The sequence below is a fragment of the Agarivorans sp. JK6 genome, from assembly GCF_045277145.1.
GTDB classification, from domain to species: domain Bacteria; phylum Pseudomonadota; class Gammaproteobacteria; order Enterobacterales; family Celerinatantimonadaceae; genus Agarivorans; species Agarivorans albus.
On record NZ_CP113525.1, the window covers coordinates 1,124,073 to 1,140,607 of the forward strand.

The 16,535-nt window shown below is 44.7% G+C and carries 15 protein-coding genes; 6 read left to right on the forward strand and 9 right to left on the reverse strand.

Annotation, left to right across the window (positions count from 1 at the left end; genetic code table 11):
- Position 1: 1 nt before the first annotated feature.
- The 5 genes from OV592_RS05305 to OV592_RS05325 all read right to left on the reverse strand — a co-directional run bounded on the left by OV592_RS05305 (position 2) and on the right by OV592_RS05325 (position 3,967).
- Positions 2-1,069, reverse strand: a complete 1,068-nt coding sequence (locus OV592_RS05305; RefSeq protein WP_406610652.1) for a FecCD family ABC transporter permease — start codon at positions 1,067-1,069, stop codon at positions 2-4.
- Between the two features lie 62 nt (positions 1,070-1,131).
- The gene (locus OV592_RS05310; RefSeq protein ID WP_406610653.1) at positions 1,132-1,986 is read right to left on the reverse strand and encodes a hemin ABC transporter substrate-binding protein; all 855 of its coding nucleotides are present in this window, start codon (positions 1,984-1,986) and stop codon (positions 1,132-1,134) included.
- Positions 1,979-2,401 (reverse strand): ExbD/TolR family protein, encoded by a 423-nt coding sequence (locus tag OV592_RS05315; RefSeq protein ID WP_406610654.1) that lies wholly within the window; start codon positions 2,399-2,401, stop codon positions 1,979-1,981. Before OV592_RS05315 ends, OV592_RS05310 begins: the two co-directional genes overlap by 8 nt.
- Positions 2,398-3,135: a MotA/TolQ/ExbB proton channel family protein gene (locus OV592_RS05320; protein ID WP_406610655.1), complete on the reverse strand. Its 738-nt coding sequence runs from the start codon at positions 3,133-3,135 to the stop codon at positions 2,398-2,400. Before OV592_RS05320 ends, OV592_RS05315 begins: the two co-directional genes overlap by 4 nt.
- 4 nt (positions 3,136-3,139) lie before the next feature.
- Positions 3,140-3,967: a TonB family protein gene (locus OV592_RS05325; protein ID WP_406610656.1), complete on the reverse strand. Its 828-nt coding sequence runs from the start codon at positions 3,965-3,967 to the stop codon at positions 3,140-3,142.
- Positions 3,968-4,147: 180 nt separating this feature from the next.
- Between OV592_RS05325 and hutX the strand changes: the two genes are divergently transcribed.
- The 5 genes from hutX to OV592_RS05350 all read left to right on the forward strand — a co-directional run bounded on the left by hutX (position 4,148) and on the right by OV592_RS05350 (position 8,118).
- Positions 4,148-4,663, forward strand: coding sequence for a heme utilization cystosolic carrier protein HutX (gene hutX, locus OV592_RS05330; protein WP_016402991.1), 516 nt, complete (start codon positions 4,148-4,150; stop codon positions 4,661-4,663).
- Complete coding sequence (locus tag OV592_RS05335) at positions 4,663-5,175, forward strand: pyridoxamine 5'-phosphate oxidase family protein (RefSeq protein WP_221074535.1); 513 nt, start codon at positions 4,663-4,665, stop codon at positions 5,173-5,175. The genes hutX and OV592_RS05335 overlap by 1 nt, the downstream gene beginning before the upstream one ends.
- Positions 5,176-5,879: 704 nt before the next feature.
- Positions 5,880-6,620, forward strand: a complete 741-nt coding sequence (locus OV592_RS05340) for a DAPG hydrolase family protein (RefSeq protein WP_406610657.1) — start codon at positions 5,880-5,882, stop codon at positions 6,618-6,620.
- A 72-nt stretch (positions 6,621-6,692) separates the two neighbouring features.
- The gene (locus tag OV592_RS05345) at positions 6,693-7,337 is read left to right on the forward strand and encodes a TetR/AcrR family transcriptional regulator (RefSeq protein ID WP_406610658.1); all 645 of its coding nucleotides are present in this window, start codon (positions 6,693-6,695) and stop codon (positions 7,335-7,337) included.
- A gap of 463 nt (positions 7,338-7,800) precedes the next feature.
- Positions 7,801-8,118, forward strand: coding sequence for a heavy metal-binding domain-containing protein (locus tag OV592_RS05350; RefSeq protein ID WP_221074530.1), 318 nt, complete (start codon positions 7,801-7,803; stop codon positions 8,116-8,118).
- Between the two features lie 36 nt (positions 8,119-8,154).
- Here the strand turns inward: OV592_RS05350 and OV592_RS05355 are convergent, their stop codons facing one another.
- The 3 genes from OV592_RS05355 to OV592_RS05365 form a co-directional block, all read right to left on the reverse strand.
- Positions 8,155-8,739, reverse strand: a complete 585-nt coding sequence (locus tag OV592_RS05355) for a PEP-CTERM sorting domain-containing protein (protein ID WP_406610659.1) — start codon at positions 8,737-8,739, stop codon at positions 8,155-8,157.
- A 256-nt stretch (positions 8,740-8,995) separates the two neighbouring features.
- Positions 8,996-12,097 (reverse strand): efflux RND transporter permease subunit, encoded by a 3,102-nt coding sequence (locus tag OV592_RS05360; protein WP_406610660.1) that lies wholly within the window; start codon positions 12,095-12,097, stop codon positions 8,996-8,998.
- On the reverse strand, positions 12,094-13,218 hold the full coding sequence (locus tag OV592_RS05365; RefSeq protein WP_406610661.1) for an efflux RND transporter periplasmic adaptor subunit: 1,125 nt from the start codon (positions 13,216-13,218) through the stop codon (positions 12,094-12,096). Before OV592_RS05365 ends, OV592_RS05360 begins: the two co-directional genes overlap by 4 nt.
- A 354-nt stretch (positions 13,219-13,572) precedes the next feature.
- On the opposite strand from OV592_RS05365, the gene OV592_RS05370 reads away from it, so the two are divergent.
- Entirely contained in the window at positions 13,573-14,520 is a 948-nt protein-coding gene (locus OV592_RS05370) for a LysR family transcriptional regulator (protein WP_406610662.1), read from the forward strand.
- 153 nt (positions 14,521-14,673) lie between these two features.
- Here the strand turns inward: OV592_RS05370 and OV592_RS05375 are convergent, their stop codons facing one another.
- Positions 14,674-16,305 (reverse strand): methyl-accepting chemotaxis protein, encoded by a 1,632-nt coding sequence (locus tag OV592_RS05375; RefSeq protein WP_406610663.1) that lies wholly within the window; start codon positions 16,303-16,305, stop codon positions 14,674-14,676.
- Positions 16,306-16,535 lie beyond the last annotated feature (230 nt).

Genomic DNA, 16,535 nt, shown 5'->3' on the forward strand with positions numbered 1-16,535 from the left:
CCTAAGCAATTCGCTGGCGCTGTTGTAACAGCAAGAAGATGAAAAACGGAGCGCCAACCAAGGCTGTAACAATGCCAACAGGCAGCTCGGCAGGGCTTATCACTAAGCGAGAAAGCAAATCTGCCAGTAACAATAAGGCTGCGCCCAATAATGCGCTATAAGGAATTAAGCGTTGATGATTAGGCCCTAGCAGCATGCGAATTAAGTGCGGAACCACCAAGCCCACAAAGCCAATTAAACCCGATACCGATACAGCGATACCAACACCTAAAGCAGTAAAGAAAATTAATTGGCTTTTAAGCTTTTGAACTTGAATACCCAAGTGGCCAGCTTCGGCTTCGCCTAACAGCAAAGCATTTAAGGCTTGGGCTTTGCGCATAAATACCACTAGCAAAATAGCTAAAGTGACAAAGGCTAATACAATGTTGCTCCAGGTGGCGCCGGCTAACGACCCCATTTGCCACAAGCTTAAATCACGTAGCATTTGGTCATTGGCTAAATAGCTTAATAAGCCAATGCCTGCGCCAGATAATGCGCCAACAGCGATACCGGCTAATAGCATCATTACTACCGACGTACCGTTAGGTGTGGTGCCTAAACGATATACCAATACCGTTGTTACAAAGCCGCCAATAAAGGCAAACAGTGGAACTGCTAAGGCGCTAATAAAATCGGGTAGTTGCCAGTTTACTAATCCTAGTAACACGATAGCGATAGCTGCACCAGCAGCACTACCACTAGACACACCAATTATGCCGGGGTCGGCTAAGGGGTTGCGAAATAGCCCTTGCATTACCGCGCCACACATTGCCAATATTGCGCCAACCGCAATACATAATAAGGTGCGGGGTAAACGAATACCGGTAACCACCAATTGATAATGCGCCGGCGCGTCGTTTTCGAAGTTAAAGGGCAGCAAAGCACTTAAGGCATCACTAACTGGAATACTCATTGGCCCTTGGGTGACAGACAACAGCGCGGTGGCTAACAATACCAGCAAAGCCACGGGCAGTAGCCATCCTGAAAACAATGCATTGGGGTTAGCCGAATGCTGAGAAAATAGAGACATTAATACAACCTAGTAATTACAATGGCGAAGGTTTGAGCCTTCGCCAGCAAGGGGTTAACGATTTACTGCAAGCGTTGGCTTAGGCGCACCGCTTCATCTATGCTTGCCAAGCCTAAGCCACCAATAAGTGCATGTCCATCAATCGCATAAATTGCCTTGGTTTTTCCAGCAGGAGTCGCAGCTAATACCGGAAAACTGCTTAACACACCTTGTACACCACCTAATTTATCTAAGCTGCGTTGGCTAAACAGCAAGAGCTCTGGTTGCATAGAAAGTATCGCTTCATCTGATAGCGGCTTGTAGCTGTTTAAATGTGGTTTGGCCAGGTTTACCGCACCTGCTAGCTCCATAATGCTATTGGCAGTTGTATCGCTGCCCGCAGTGAGTAGTTTTTTCGCATCGTGGCTCATAAAAAACAGAGTATTCATTGGCTTGGCCGATTGTGAATATTCGTCTAGCTGAGTTAGCTGTTGTTTTAGCTTTTGATGCAACTCCGTGGCTTTGGCTGGGTGACCTAGCAGTGTAGCTAAGGCATCAATACGCTGTTCAAGGCTGGCAACCGTAGACTGGCTGTTTAATCGGTGGATCTGCACGCCAGCTTGCTGCAGCTGATTAAGACTGCTGTCGGGGCCCATTTCATCACTGCCAATTACTGCGTCGGGCGCAAGAGCTAACAAACCTTCGGCGCTAAGTTGGCGATGGTAGCCCACTACAGGCAGCGAAAGGTTACTGGGTAACTGGCTGGTAGAATCTACCGCAACAATCTGTTGCTCGGCATCTAAGGCAATTATGATTTCAGTGATGTTAGCGCCAGCGCTTACTACGCGTTTTAGTGGTTCAGCTTGCAGCGCTGTGCTGGCAATAACGCTTAGCCCTAAACAGGCAGAAAACAGCGGGGAGAGATGGCGCTTAATCATTGTTCTTATCCATGAGTATTTGGGTGGTTTTAATATCTAGCTGTTGCAACAGCTCTAACATTTTTAATAGGTTTTCAACGGGCACTTGGCGCTCGCTAGCTAAGCTCACGCTGGGATCGCTTTGCTGACTAGTTTGTTGTTTTATGGCTTGTTCAAAGTCGGCAAACGTTTGATAACGCTGCTCATCCAAGCCCCAAATAGGGTTATCTTGAAACAAACTAAGCTGCAGCTCGGCAGGTTCACTGGCTACGCTGCTTTGCTCTTGGCTGGTGCTGGGTAAATCCATATCCATTTGGTAAACCCGGCTATTGGCAGTGAGCAGCAAAAACACCAATACAATAAAAATAATATCGAGTAGGGCGGTTAAGTCGGGCACCATGCTAAAGCTATTGTGCTGTTGTTCGATGCGGATCATGCTGGCGCGTGCTCTAACTCTTTAGTCTTCGCTTCAGGCTGAAATGCCGCTAAGGTGCGAGCGTCATCGGCAAGAGTATTTACCCCTTCAATCATTAGATTTGCCTGGTTAATGGTGGTTTCTAATTCATGAATAATCCTGTCTTTCCAAAGGCTTAAACCATGAGCAAAAGCCAGTGCTGGCACTGTAACTAATAGGCCTGCGGCAGTGGTATACATGGCTGTGCCTAAACCTTGCGATAACATTGCAGGGTTAACAGCTTGCTCGCTTACTGCCAGCGCATCAAACATTTCTATTAAGCCGAGTACCGTGCCTAGCAAGCCCAACAAAGGGCTAATTAAGGCCAGTATGTGCAAGGCTTTTAAACCTCTAGCCAGTTTTTGCTGCTGCTGGCGCAGCCATACTGCGGCGATTTCTTCGCGTAGGTTCTTAGCTTGATCTTTATGTACCAATAACAAGCAAATGGCTTTGCGCGCCAAACTGCGAGATTTAGAAAAACACTGCTTTTGATTTTTGCATGGGGCTTTTTTACTGGTAAGTAAATGGGTGGCAAGTTTAAGCCAGTTACGTTGGTGAATAGCAATGTGAGTAAAGGCTAAACTGGCGATGCGCTCAATGATGATGGCGCAAGCCAATACCGAGCAAAGTACAATTGGCCAGCGTAAGTCGCCCAATTGCTCCGACGTTAAAATGTTGCTTAGCGCACCAAGCTGTTCAGAAGATATTATTTGCATAAACTTAACTCAAATTGAAACGAATAGGGATAAGCGCGCGCGAAGCTTGAGCTTGGCCATCTACAATCAGGCCCTTAAACTGCCAGCGCTTCACTGCCTTTAATGCCGCTTTGTCCAAGCTTTTTACGCCCGAACTACTGTTTATTTCACGTTTGGTTTGTCGACCTGTAGGGTCTAACCAAACTTCTACCATTACTGTGCCTTCTAAACCGCGTTTTTTAGCCACCCGTGGATACACTGGCGCAGTAGGTGGTTGAGCAAAGCGAGGCTGGGTATTAATGCGCGGCAATTTAGACAAACCTTGCTCGGTTTGCGCCTGACTATTTACTTGGCTAGCACTTGCTTGAGCGGTGTCTAACTCTTCAACAGGCTCGCGCTTAGGATCAGGCTTTGCTGCGGGTTTAAGGGGTTCTGTAGGCGTCTTTTTAACTTGCTCCGGCTGCGGCGGTTTATGCTGGGCAAGTTGATTTTGCTCTCTAGGTTTAGGGGGCTGTTTTTCACTCGGTGTGTCCTTTACTACAGGTTTTACTTCCGCTGTTTTTTGCTCAACTGGGCGAGGTGTAGGCTTGTTTGTTAGCGCCTTTGGGCTTGCCGGCTCTGGTTTTACTAGGGGCTTAACTGGTGGCGGAGTCTCAGCGGGCAGGGCCTTTTCTAAAGGTGATTCAGTTTGTTCTGCTGCCACCACCGAGGTATTTATAGCCACAACACTTAAACTTGGCGCTGCCGTTTGGCCGCCACTACTCTGAGTCATCTCTTTAATGTTGGGCTGCATATACATAAAGTAGCCATGTATAGCCGCTGAAATTAGCACGGCCAAACTAAGCTTCCCCATCTTTTACCCTTACACCATTAACTCGACATTGGGCCTAGGATACTGGCAAATAAAAAATAAGTAAATACAAATGATAATGATTTGCATTTGATTTGTTGCTAGGTTAAGGTGGCAAACAGTTAAGCAGTTTGGCCTATTGTCCAAACAAGCCGCTAATAGCAAGCAAGATAGGAGAGTTAAATGGCCTTAACGCCAGCCGAAGTAGTAGAGCAGCACAGCGAATTAAGTGTGGCTCAATTGGCAGAAAAAGCGCAATGCAGCGAAGCAGAAATTGTACAACTTCTGCCGGAAGAATGGGCCTGTTGGTTACCTAACGAGCAGCTGCAATGGCTAATGTACGATCTCCCAAGCTGGGGACCTATGACCACCATCATTCAAGTGGCTGGCTCAGTATTTGAAATAAAAGATAACTTTCCTTGTGGTAAACCAGGCCACGGTTATTACAATTTAATGGATAAGCAAAGCCATTTACATGGCCATTTAAAGCTAGACAACATTGCTAGCATTGCCTTAATAAGTAAGCCCTTGCGCGGCACCCAAAGTTACTGTTTTCAGTTCTTTGATGATAATGGCAGCACTATATTTAAGATTTATTTAGGGCGAGATCGCAAACGCGTATTGTTGCCAGAACAAGTAGAACGCTTTGAATTGCTAAAGCAAAACATGGCACTAACGGAACTAGAGAACCAACAGTAATGATTGATAAAAAAGCACGCTTGGCATCGCGCCTAGGCCCCGAAATAGCAGAGTTTGTCGCTAGCAAGCAGAGTATTTTGATTGCCTCGCTGGGGGAAGATGAATTCCCACATAGCTCGTACTCGCCATTTATTTGTTACCAAGGGGCGTTTTACATTTTAATTAGCGATATTTCCAAGCATGCCGATTACTTGCGCGCTCACAACAAAGCCGCCGTAATGCTAATTGACGACGAAGCCGATACTAAGCAAATTTATGCCCGTAAACGCTTGAGTTACGACGTTATTGCCAAGCAAGTAGACGACGAACCGCGCGAGCAAGTGATTGATTTACTCGAACAGCGCCACGGCGAAATTGTTGGCAACTTACGCCAACTAGCCGACTTTAGCCTGTTTGCTTTAGAACCGATTAAAGGACGTTATGTAAAAGGATTTGGTCAAGCTTTTGATATTAAAGGCTTAGACGATGTCGATTTTGTGCACTTGAAGGAAGGGCATAAAAAGCGGGCTTAATTGCCCGTGGGTTTTACACCCGTTGGGGCTTAGCTGCCCTTGTACGTAAGTACTCTCTCCACACTCAGCGAAAGCTGAAACCTTGGGTCTTATTAGACTGTAGCTGCACTAGTATTGGTGCAGCTTTTTTTATGTCTTTGAAACAAGAGTTTATCGAAGAATAGCATTGATTAAGCAGGTTACTAACTCGTTTATGGACAACTGTTTGGTAAGTCCAGTTTATAAGTGATAAACCCGGTAACGGAGTTGGTAAGCAAAAGTAAAACACTCAGCGCTCGCTGCGGTTCCTGTGCTAATTACGAGTTGTATCACACCAGTCCAAACGCGAGTGAGGTAATGATTATTGACCGCAAACGCATTGTACATGCTTCTACCATGGCATTGACAATATGGACACTTTTCTCAGTAGTAAACATCATTTTTCAACCCTCGTGACATGAATGCCATATGCGTAGCTAGAACGCACTTCGATGAGCAAGCAAAGAGGTAATCAAAAAATAAGTACTCGACATCGAAGTACCTTGTTAAGAAAAAACGTAAGCTAAATTGATAAACCTAGTACTTAAAGTTGCCCATAGATAGTTAATTGTTAGTTAACAATACAGTTGTATTGCAAAGTTGCACTCTATACAATACAACTGTATTGCAAGTTGGTGTCTTGTGTAATGCACTTGTATCGTATGATTCATGCTAGGAGAAGGAAGATGATGAAAAAATGGGTGATTAGGGTCGGAGCAGTCCTCTTATTTGTTGCTGTATTTGGTGTTAACCCTTGGGCTACATCAAACCGAGGAAAGGATGTCCTATCTTATGCACATACTGAACTAGAGACTGGTGTATATCGAGCAGGGAATGGCATCATGGTGGTGAAGGCATTAACACGAATGCCGAATGTCGAACCAGAGATGGTGCGTTGGTGGTTCGCTGACTACATGCAGACAACAGAGCATTATCAGCGTTGGTATCCTACTCAGCACCTATGGATGGATTGGGAGAATAAGCTTCCTGGTGAGCACATTGGAGCTAGCCATCTTGTCGACGAATATATAGGTGACACGATGAACAAGCTGCGTATTCAGTTTGTTAACCCATCAGAAATTCTTACTGGTTATGAGGAGACTGATGATCGTTTTGTTATTTGTGCTCGCGGAGGTTTGCGCGAAGAGCTGATTAACGCAAATAAGATGTGTCATATCGTCACAAAGACAGAGTACGGTTCGGAAATGCGTTCGGTATTTTGGATGGGATATATTGAGACAAGAGACCCGGATAATCAAAACTATACCGTGTTGTCAATCCAAAGCCTGCTTGGTAATACTGCTATAGTTAGAGCCTTAACCTTTGATAAGCATTCTGCGCTTGCACTGATGGATCACGCGATTGGAGAGATGAATATTCTAGCCGGTTTCCTACCTGAGCTTTACGAAACAGAGACTAACCATTAATCTTTGATAACTCGCTGAGTAGCCGCCAAAAAAGGCTGCTCAGACTTTATCCGATTAACAGGTAGCAACGACGTGAGCAACAAAACAATTCGGGTTGGGCGACAAACAGCTGAAGATGCCCACAAGACGAAAATCAAAATCCTTAACGGGGCATTTGAGCTTTTTTCTACCAAAGGCTTTGATTCCACCTCCATGCGACAGATCGGCACTTATGTGGGTGTCTCCCACAGTACAATTCAGCATCATTTTGGATCCAAGCTAGATATCTGGTTGGCTATTGTAGACCGACACAATGCTGCCTATATCACCGATTTGAATCAAGCTTTAGAGCAAACAACAAACCGTGACTTAGATAGTTTAAGTCTATTTAAGAGCGCAGTACTTATATTAATCAAAACCTTGTTTGACCATCCAAAGATGCTTCGAATCATATGTATGGAGTATGATGCGACTAATGAACGTGCTCAGTACCTAACCAAAACGTTGATGCCTACCCATGAGCACATTAGTAAGTTGTTCACAGCCGCAAGGAAAGAGTCTAAGCGGCTAGAAATCTACAACGAGGAAACTTTCCTAATCGCGTTACTCGGTTTAATTGCCTCACCTATTCTCTTGACTATTCTGAGTAATCTATTGTCAGATACAGAGTTAGATAGTTCCGATTTCCGAACTAAATACCAATGTTTGATAATGAATATGCTTTTTGAGGAATCTTGAAGACCTAAAAATTTTCTTAAGATTAATCTTAATTTCACCAAACATAAAATAACCTCCGACAAGCTAAACTTAGCAGGGGGTCAAAAAATGAACAGTTGTTGTAAATGGTCAAACTTTATTGTTTTCCGATGTCTCTCGTTGTTATGAACGGCACCTATGTACACTCTGGCGAATATAGGGATGACAATGTACAAATTCGAAAGGATATGAGTCTTTTTTAAAGCTAAACGCTTCTTGACTCAGTTTACAATCAGCTTCCTTGTGCATGATTCTCTCTTAGTCAACACATCTCTCAAAAATAGCTTATCACTTTTCCTCTTGGTCATCAGTTACCTAGCGTTAAAAGATAACAATATGACCAATAGTGGTTGTGTCTGTAGAACATTGGCTGAAAGTACTGGAAGCTATGCTTTTAAGCTATCATGCCAATAGAAAACCAAGTCACTCCACCTAAGGAATCAAGATGATCTTTACAACGACAGAATCAATAGCCGGAAAACCTACTAGCGAAGTATTAGGTGTGGTGACTGGCAGTGTGGTGCAGTCTAAACACATTGGGCGCGATATTATGGCGGGCTTTAAAAGCATTGTTGGTGGCGAGATTCGTGGTTACACCGAGATGTTAAGCGAAGCGCGTGACGTGGCGATTCAACGCATGGTTGAGAGCGCAAAAAACAAAGGTGCCGATGCAGTGGTGGGGATCCGTTTTACTACCAGTGCAATTATGGACGGTTCTTCAGAAATTATGGTGTTTGGCACTGCCGTTAAGTTAAGCCAATAAAGGCCGAGGGCTCGGCCTATTAGAGGTGTTTTTCTATTAAGCTTTTTTGAATCGACGTGCAGCTAAGCCCATTAAACCAAAGGCGAAGATGGCTAGGGTACTAGGCTCGGTAACCGTCGCTGGACTGTTTAATCTAGCTTGGAACGTTCCGGTTGCGTCAGCATCATTAAATATTAGTGTGCCCCCGCTTGTGATCACACTAGGGGTTTTGTCCCATTGCAGAAATGATACGTTATTCACAACAGTATCGAGGGCCGATAATAGATCATAGCTGCCAATGTCAAAAACGTAATAGAGGTCCGAACCGAATTGCCCTGCTCTAGAAAGGCCTAAGATCCCGTTGTTAACGAAAGTTCGAGTGCCACTTACAAAATCGAACACGCCAATGTTATCAATAGTAATCGTGGTGCTAATGGCATCAATGTATCGACAAGTAGCGCTACAAGATTGAAGATCATCTGTATTGGAATACTCTGTTATGGTAAAAAAGCTATCGGTGAATGCTTGACCACCAATACTGCCTGAGCCTGTGCCTGTGTACTCAAATTCAATCACCCCAGCACTTGCAAAACCGCTAAATGAGATAGCTAATACAGCTATAACAGCCTTTAAGGTCTTCATATTACTTCCTTTGTAATTTAATTCTTGAAAGACTCATTCTTTCACGGCCTGTTTATGCATGAATCGAGCCTAAATAAAAAGCTATTTTATTTCAGTTACTTACTATATTTGGTTTTATTGGTAATTAAAAAGTGTAAATAAATCAGTCACCTGTGGTTAATAGTTGAACTATTGTTTGTTGGTTTTGTGTACAATGGCTGCGGCGGTTACATTAAACAAATAAAGGCCGAAAGCTCGGCCTTTATTGGCTTTTTATTTACGAGTTAAACACTGCCACTTTTGCTGGGAGTTTTACTACATCGCGGCGAGTAAATACCCCCAGTAAAGTGGGAATAATCACCAAGGTTACCCCTGTGGCAAATAGCTCGCCAAATACCAAAGATACGGCGGCTGGTTTTAAGTATTGCGCTTGTTCGGCGCTTTCTAATAATAAGGGGAGCAGGCCACACACAGTGGTAATGGTGGTTAAAAATATTGCGCGTAAGCGGCTAGTGCCGGCTGTAATTAATGCTTGTTTTAAGGGCATGCCAGCGCGGTAATATTGGTTGAAGCGGGTAATTAGCACCAGTGAATCGTTAATCACGATACCGGTCATGGCCATCATGCCAAACATCGACAAGATGCTTAGGGGTAAGTCCATGATGCCGTGGCCAAATATAGCGCCAGCAAAACCAAAAGGGATAACCGCCATAATGATGAGCGGCTGCCAATAAGACTTTAAAGGCACCGCCAACAAAATGTAGATTAACAGCAAGGTCATGATCATGGCCGATTTAAAACCTGCTTGTACCTCGCCTAGTTCTTCAAACTCGCCATCGGGGTTTATGCTCACCCCTGGGTAGCGTTGTTCAATGTCTTTAAAAATAGGTTGTAGCTTGACTAGTAGCTCTTCGGGTGATTGAACGCTGCGGTCTTGGCGCCAGTATAAATTAACCACTTGTTCTTGATTGCGGCGATAGAGCACTTCTGCGTGTTGCTCAAAACGCAGCTTAGCCACGTCGCCCAGCATTAATGATTCGCCGTTTTCTAAAAATATCGGCGTGGCGAGAAGCTGTTGGGTAGTGGTTTTTTGGCTGTGGTTATAACGCACGATAACTTTGGTTTCTTGGCCTTGTTGCAATAAACGGTGGATTTCTCGCTCGCCAAAGGCGCCGCCGGCAAATAGCGCTAGTTGTCGTTGAGTTAAGCCTAGTTGGCGGCCAAAGTCGTTTAGCTCTATGCGCAATTGCTGGCTACCGCCACGTGCATCGTGGCGCACATCTTGCGCGCCTGCTAGGCGACTAATTTGTTCGCTTAGTGCGGTAGCGGCTAATACAGCAAGTTGGCGATCTTCTGCACTAATGGCAAGGCTGGTGCCGCCCGCTGGTTCATCGTCGGCGGTAAACTCACTGGAGTAAGCTCCTTCTATGCTGCCGTTAAGTTCGCGCCACTGATTGAGTAATAAGTTGTTTGGCAAGTTGCTAAGCGCTTCATTACTAATCTCTAAGGTGGCTTCTATTGAGCCGTAACCGTCTGACCAGATGAGTAGGTTGCTAATGGGTTGTTGCTGTAACTGATATTGCTCTTGAACTTGCTGGTTTAGTTGCAGTGCGCTTTGTTCTAACTTAAACAAGGTTTTTTGTTGCAGGGGCAGTGGAGCGCCGTCTTCCAAACTTACGTTGGCACTAATATAACGGCCGGGAATTTCTGGGAAAATAGCACTACGAATAAGCCCAGTAGACCAAAAGCCGTAAGCTAAAAGTACTAAGGCAAAAAAGCCAATAAGGGTAGCGGTTTTGTTATCTATGGCTTTGCTCAATATTGGGCTATAGATTTTTTGGCTAAAGCGATTGAGCCCAGCTTGAGCCAGCTGTTGTATTCGGCGAAACCACGATGCCGATTGCTTATTGGTTGTTGAAGGGTAGCGAATTGCCGCTAAATGAGCCGGCAAAATCAATTTACTTTCGATTAGGGAAAAGATCAGCGCAAAAATTACTACAGCTGAAAAACTGGCGAGTAATTTGGCTAGCTCGTTATCTATCCATAACATGGGTGAAAACGCAGCAATGGTGGTAAGTGCGCCAAATACCGTAGCAACAGAGACCGACTCTAAGCCGCGCCATGTAGCTTTTAGTGCTTGCTTACTTTTACTGCGTTGTTCGTGAATACTTTCGCCGACCACTACGGCGTCGTCGACTAAAATTCCTAATACCAAAATAATGCCAAATAGGGTGATGTCGTTAATGCTGTAATTCATAAAACCCATGGCGGCAAAGGTACCGGCGATAGCAACTGGAATGCCCATGGCTACCCAAACAGCCACTTTTAGCTCTAAGAATATGCCTAGCAGAATTAACACAATCAGCAAACCTTGCCAGGCGTTGTCTGCTAAACGGCTGAGTTGGTCTTCAATATAGGGCGCCATGTCGGCCATGGTGGATAGGCTTACATCATTAGGTAAACGCTCTGCTTGTTGGCCAAGTACTTGTTTAACCGCTTGGCTTACTTCGAGTAAGTTGTCTTGTTGGCTGGTGCTAATGAGTAGGGCAATGGCAGACTCGCCGTTATTACGCACAATTGAACCGCTGGCTTCGTAATCGCGATAAACATGGGCTAAATCACCCAGCGTTACGCTGCCGGTTGGGCTAGATAAAATACCGAGTTGTTTGAGCTCTTGTAGGTTGTCGGCGTAGCCATCGCCGCGCAACACCATGCGACCGCGGGCGCTTTTTAGTTCACCGCTGCGGGTTTCTATCGACATTTGTTCAATGCGTGCCGACAGTTCTTCTAAGCTCAGCCGGTAGTTTTTTAGCTGCTCTAATTTTGGCTCAATAACAATTAGGGGCATACGCGCCCCCCAATTGCTAACTTTGGCTATTTTGGGGTGTTTTTTCAACGCCAGCTCTACTTGGCGAGCAATCGGCTGCAATTGTTGGTCGGGCCGAGGGGCGGAGATAATCACAAATGCCGCAAGGTTGGTGTATTCATCACGGCTTATTTGCGGGCTTTCTGCCTGTACTGGAAAGTTAGTAATGGCATTTACCCGATTGCGAACATCTTCTATTAGACGGTTTAAATCGGTACCAGAGGTTTTCCGCACGTGTACCTGAGAAAAGCCTGCTGAAGACTCACTCACTATTTGTTTTATGCCAGTTAAATCACCAATGGCTTGCTCGATACGCTGGGTAACACTTTGGTCAATTTGTTCGGCGGTTCCACCGGGATAGGCAACGCTAATAACCAAACTCGACGGCGCAATTTGCGGAAAGGACTCAACCCTTAAATGGCTAAGCGAGAGCATCCCCGCCACAATAATTGCCAGCATAAGGAGGTTTGCCGCGACGCTATTATGCAAAAACCAATGGCTTAGCTGTCTCATAATTGGCTCTCCTGCACAAGGTTTGGCTTAACGCGTAACCCCGGTAGTAATGAGGGCAGGGGATAAACTACAACGCTGCGAGTTTGCTCCGGCTGATTGACAAACTTTAGCCATACTGTGCTTTCGTTTTCATCCAAAATAGTTACTTGCTCTAGCTGCAATTGTTGTTTGCTGTCGATGGTCCATACTTCGCCATCTTTGGTTAATGCGCTCATTGGTAGTTTGGCCACCGCAGATTGCACACTTAAACTGACTTGAATGTTTACTTGCTGCTCGGGCAATAGCCGAGGTTTGCTTTGATAGGGCTTAGCCACACTTAACACCACTTGCCGTTGGCGAGTGGTGGTGTCTACTTGTGGCGCAATATAATGCACGCTGGCGGGCCAAGTTTTATTTTGGCGGTCGATAACGGTAATTTGTGGCTGGGCTAAGCTGGCTTGAATCCGCGACCAGTGCAGCTCTGACACTGGCAAGGTAATGTCGATGCTTTCGCTTGAGGCTATATCAAACAGTGGATCGCCAACATCTAGTTGCTGCTTGGGGCTAACGTAGCTATTGATGATGATGGCGTTAAACGGCGCATCTACTTGGCTATCGCGCAGGCGTTGCTGAATACTTTGGTAGCTGCTTTTTGCTTGGGCTAGCTCGGCTTTGGCTGCCGCCAATTGAGGTTCGCGTCGAGCAAAGGCTGAACTGGCGGTGTTAGATAGCATACTAAGCGCAACCGTTTGCTCGTGCTTTTCTCGCTGGTAGTTAAGTTCGGCTAGCTTTATTTGGCTTAAGGCAGCGCTAAGTTCGGCTTGCAAATGAATGGGATCGATTTTAAGCAACAGTTGTTGTTTTGAGACTAAACTGCCGGGGGTTAACTGCTCATCAAAGTTAATAATTTGGCCACTGCTTTGGGCTTTAAGTTGGTTAAACCAACGGGTTTTGGTAATGCCGCTTAATAACAGTTTGGGTTGATAATTAGTGGGGCTTACCACTAACGCGCTAAGTGGCAGATAATCAACCTTCGCGGGAGCATCTTCTATTGCTTGCGGCTCTAAAATTACAATGGTGGCTAACGAGAGTACTAATAAGCCTATCGCCATTAAGATGGGTTTAATCGCCAGTTTTTTCACAAAAGCTCCTTGGCATCTATTGTTGAAACGGGGCTTAATCGCTTAATGATTTACAATGAGCAAAGTATAAAATTGCTAGCAGTAAGTACTGTCGCGACTTACTGGCGATTTTGTATTTTTTGAAATGACATACACTGACAAAGGCATCTGGATGGAATTATTCAAAGGTTATTTTTGAGCAAGTACTGCGGTGTGTGTTTGGGCCATTGTGCGGCCTAGCTGAGTTGTTGCTCTAGGGTAAATAGGCCAAATAGGGTATGTTGGCAAGCGCCTGTTTGTTTGAGTAAGTACTTGTAAGTGAGTGCGTGTAAGTGGGTAAGCGGTCTAGTCAAAATTTTGTGTTAAGGAGAGGGAATGTCGAATACCAAGCAATTGTCTTTGTTTGTTGATGTTGTGCAGCAAGGCTCATTTGTTAAAGCTGCTGCCTTGCACAATATGGATAACTCTTTGCTCTCTAAGCAGATTAAAAAGCTAGAAACTGAACTTGGCGTGCAGCTACTTAATCGCTCTACCCGTTCCTTTTCCTTAACTCCAGCTGGTGAAGAGATTTTCGATAAAGCCTTGCAGTTGTTAGATACCTTGGGCGACATTCAGATTATTGCTGACTCTTACCAACTGGAGCCTAAGGGCACCTTAAGAATTGTCGCGCCAATATTTTTTGGCCAGCAATACTTACAACCCGTGGTCTCGCAGTTTATGAAGCAATACCCACAGGTTAAAATTAGCATGGTATTGGAAGATCGCCGCTCAGACATAATTGCCGACCATTATGATTTAGCATTTCGCATTGGTAAGTTAAATGCGTCTAACTTGATTGCAAAAAAGTTAGCGAATACTCACTTTGCTTTGGTTGCTTCTAAAAGCTTTGTTGAGCAGCACGGTTTGCCCGAAACACCAGAACAATTATTGGCGTTACCCGCGGTTGTGTATAGTAATGGCGAGCGGGTGCTCGATCATATCAAGCTGGGCGAAACCCCGCATGGTGAACCCAACCAAAGCTATCGCATGCGTGGCAATTATAAAGTGAGTGATGTACGAGCCTTAATGGGCGCGGTGTGTGATGGTTTAGGCTACAGCATGATTGACTTGTTTAATCTTGAGTGTTCAGCAGAGCAGCTTGGCTTAGTGCCACTGCTTACCAACTACCAAATTTCTACCATGGATACAGGCATTTATGCGGTGTATCCACATCGCAAGCAAACGGTGTTAGTGAAAGAGTTTATTGGTGCTGTACAGCAATATATTGGCACTCCACCATTTTGGCTTGAGCACTTACCCAACTACCAACAGCTATATAAATAGGCCAAACTATCTCACCAGAAACATGAAGCTAGATTAAGTACTGGCCTGCAGAGTTATGGTCACTTACTTATCCCAAGTTCAGGTTTAATCACAATAAAAAAGAGTAAGCATTGTTGCTTACTCTTTGATAGATAACGCCGGTTACTTATTTAACTAAACCGATACTTTAAAGCGACTAAGTTGTTGGTTTAATTGTTCCGCTTTCTCTATTGCTAATTGTGCTGCAGCTAAAGAGTCGCTGGAGTTTTCCAAGTTAATGCGGGTTTTATCGGCTAGCTCTGTAAGGTTGCGGTCAATGTCTTCGGTTACATGGCTTTGCTCTTCGGTTGAGGTGGCGGTTGAGACCGAAACCTCGCTCACCTTAGAAGTAGACTCTAAGATCTGATTAAGCGCTTCTAAGGTTTGTCCGGCTAAATCAACGGTGCCTTCGGCAACTGTGGAGCCTTTATTAATAGCATCTACTGCTTGGGTTACACCGCTTTGTAAGGCTTCAATCATTTTTTGAATATCTTCGGTAGATTGTTGAGTTTTACTGGCGAGGCTTCTTACTTCGTCGGCCACTACGGCAAATCCGCGACCTTGTTCACCCGCTCGCGCTGCTTCAATGGCGGCGTTTAAGGCGAGTAAGTTAGTTTGCTCGGCAATTCCACGAATAACATCTAATACCGAGGCGATGCGGTCGGAGTCTTGCGATAAGTTTTCAACTACATTGGCGGCTTCTTGAACAGTGTTTGAGAGTAAACTAATGTGTTCTACCGATTCTTTGGTAACGTTTTGTCCTTGCTCGGTTTGGCTATTCACTGTATTGATTTCTTCGGCAGCGTGGTTGGCATTATTGGCCACTTCTCTAATGGCAGCCGCCATTTGTGTCACCGCTGTAGCAATCATTTCTACCGATTGGTTTTGCTCTTTACTTACTTCGGTTGTTTGCTCAGATTTTTGCGCAATGCCAGCGATAGACTGGTTAAGCTCTACCGAGAATTTGTTTACATTGCCAATTAAGCCTTCTAGCAAATCTACAAATTGGTTAAAGCTGGTGGCTAGCTCGCCTATTTCATCATTACGTTGTACTTCTAGGCGTTGAGTTAAGTCGCCATCGCCTTGAGAAATGTCATTAATTCGGGCGGTAATACGAGTAATGGAATCAACTAGAATTTTAGGTCCAAAGTAAGCCAACAAAATAGACAGCACTACAGCAATGCTCGCCACAACTGCGAGCATACTTAGTTGACTGGTCACGTCGGCAGAAGACTCCTGCTCAATATCATCGGCCAGTTTTTCGGCGGCTTCAGTCGCGATATCGTAGAGCTCTCGCAGGCTTTCAAAACTTTGCACACTTTGGTTTGCACTTAACTCAATGGCTTGTTTTCTTTTGCCGCTTTTAACCAAGGCAAATACTTCGGTACTCGGTTTTTTCCATTGATTAAATCTTTGTTCAAAGCTTTGTAAGCTTTGGGTGGCTTCGGGGTAGTCGCTTAACAGTTCTTTAAATTTTTGCATGCGTTGATGCGCTTGCTCAGCATTTTCCTGGTAATCATCCATTAAGCCGGCTAGCGCTGAGCTTGGAGCTTCTAGTGCTTCTAGTTCGGCCACTCTGGCTTGGTAAAGGTCTCGATCGGCATTTAGTACCGCAGCCAGAGCGGGTAAGATGTTTTCTTCTACGGTGAGTAAACTGCTATAGGTACTTTTACCAACATTGAAACCAATCAGCGATACCAAAATCAATAACATTGCATTGACTGCAAAAATTACCGAATACTTAAATCTCAAGCTCTTAACATTCATCGTTACCGTCCGTATTAAACAACTTACTGATAATTAACTTATATAAAACAAAGCGATATAAGCTTAGTTATAATCCTTAATTGTAGGCAAGCAATGCTAATTTTGTATAAATGTTAATTATTTTTAGTTTTTGAGTGTGGCTTTAGATTTCTTGATGTTTTCCGGCTTAGTTGATCATACATAATGACTAGGGTCTGTTGATCTTTGCTGATGGTTTATGCAGCAATTTA

Bases quoted from the DNA above. Each gene is read 5' to 3' on its own strand.
- OV592_RS05355 (WP_406610659.1), bottom strand. From the start codon at position 8,739: ATGAAGACCTTAAAGGCTGTTATAGCTGTATTAGCTATCTCATTTAGC.
- OV592_RS05305 (WP_406610652.1), bottom strand. From the start codon at position 1,069: ATGTCTCTATTTTCTCAGCATTCGGCTAACCCCAATGCATTGTTTTCA.
- OV592_RS05370 (WP_406610662.1), top strand. From the start codon at position 13,573: ATGTCGAATACCAAGCAATTGTCTTTGTTTGTTGATGTTGTGCAGCAA.
- OV592_RS05340 (WP_406610657.1), top strand. From the start codon at position 5,880: ATGATGAAAAAATGGGTGATTAGGGTCGGAGCAGTCCTCTTATTTGTT.
- OV592_RS05325 (WP_406610656.1), bottom strand. From the start codon at position 3,967: ATGGGGAAGCTTAGTTTGGCCGTGCTAATTTCAGCGGCTATACATGGC.
- OV592_RS05375 (WP_406610663.1), bottom strand. From the start codon at position 16,305: ATGAATGTTAAGAGCTTGAGATTTAAGTATTCGGTAATTTTTGCAGTC.
- OV592_RS05335 (WP_221074535.1), top strand. From the start codon at position 4,663: ATGATTGATAAAAAAGCACGCTTGGCATCGCGCCTAGGCCCCGAAATA.
- hutX (WP_016402991.1), top strand. From the start codon at position 4,148: ATGGCCTTAACGCCAGCCGAAGTAGTAGAGCAGCACAGCGAATTAAGT.
- OV592_RS05360 (WP_406610660.1), bottom strand. From the start codon at position 12,097: ATGAGACAGCTAAGCCATTGGTTTTTGCATAATAGCGTCGCGGCAAAC.
- OV592_RS05310 (WP_406610653.1), bottom strand. From the start codon at position 1,986: ATGATTAAGCGCCATCTCTCCCCGCTGTTTTCTGCCTGTTTAGGGCTA.
- OV592_RS05320 (WP_406610655.1), bottom strand. From the start codon at position 3,135: ATGCAAATAATATCTTCTGAACAGCTTGGTGCGCTAAGCAACATTTTA.
- OV592_RS05315 (WP_406610654.1), bottom strand. From the start codon at position 2,401: ATGATCCGCATCGAACAACAGCACAATAGCTTTAGCATGGTGCCCGAC.
- OV592_RS05350 (WP_221074530.1), top strand. From the start codon at position 7,801: ATGATCTTTACAACGACAGAATCAATAGCCGGAAAACCTACTAGCGAA.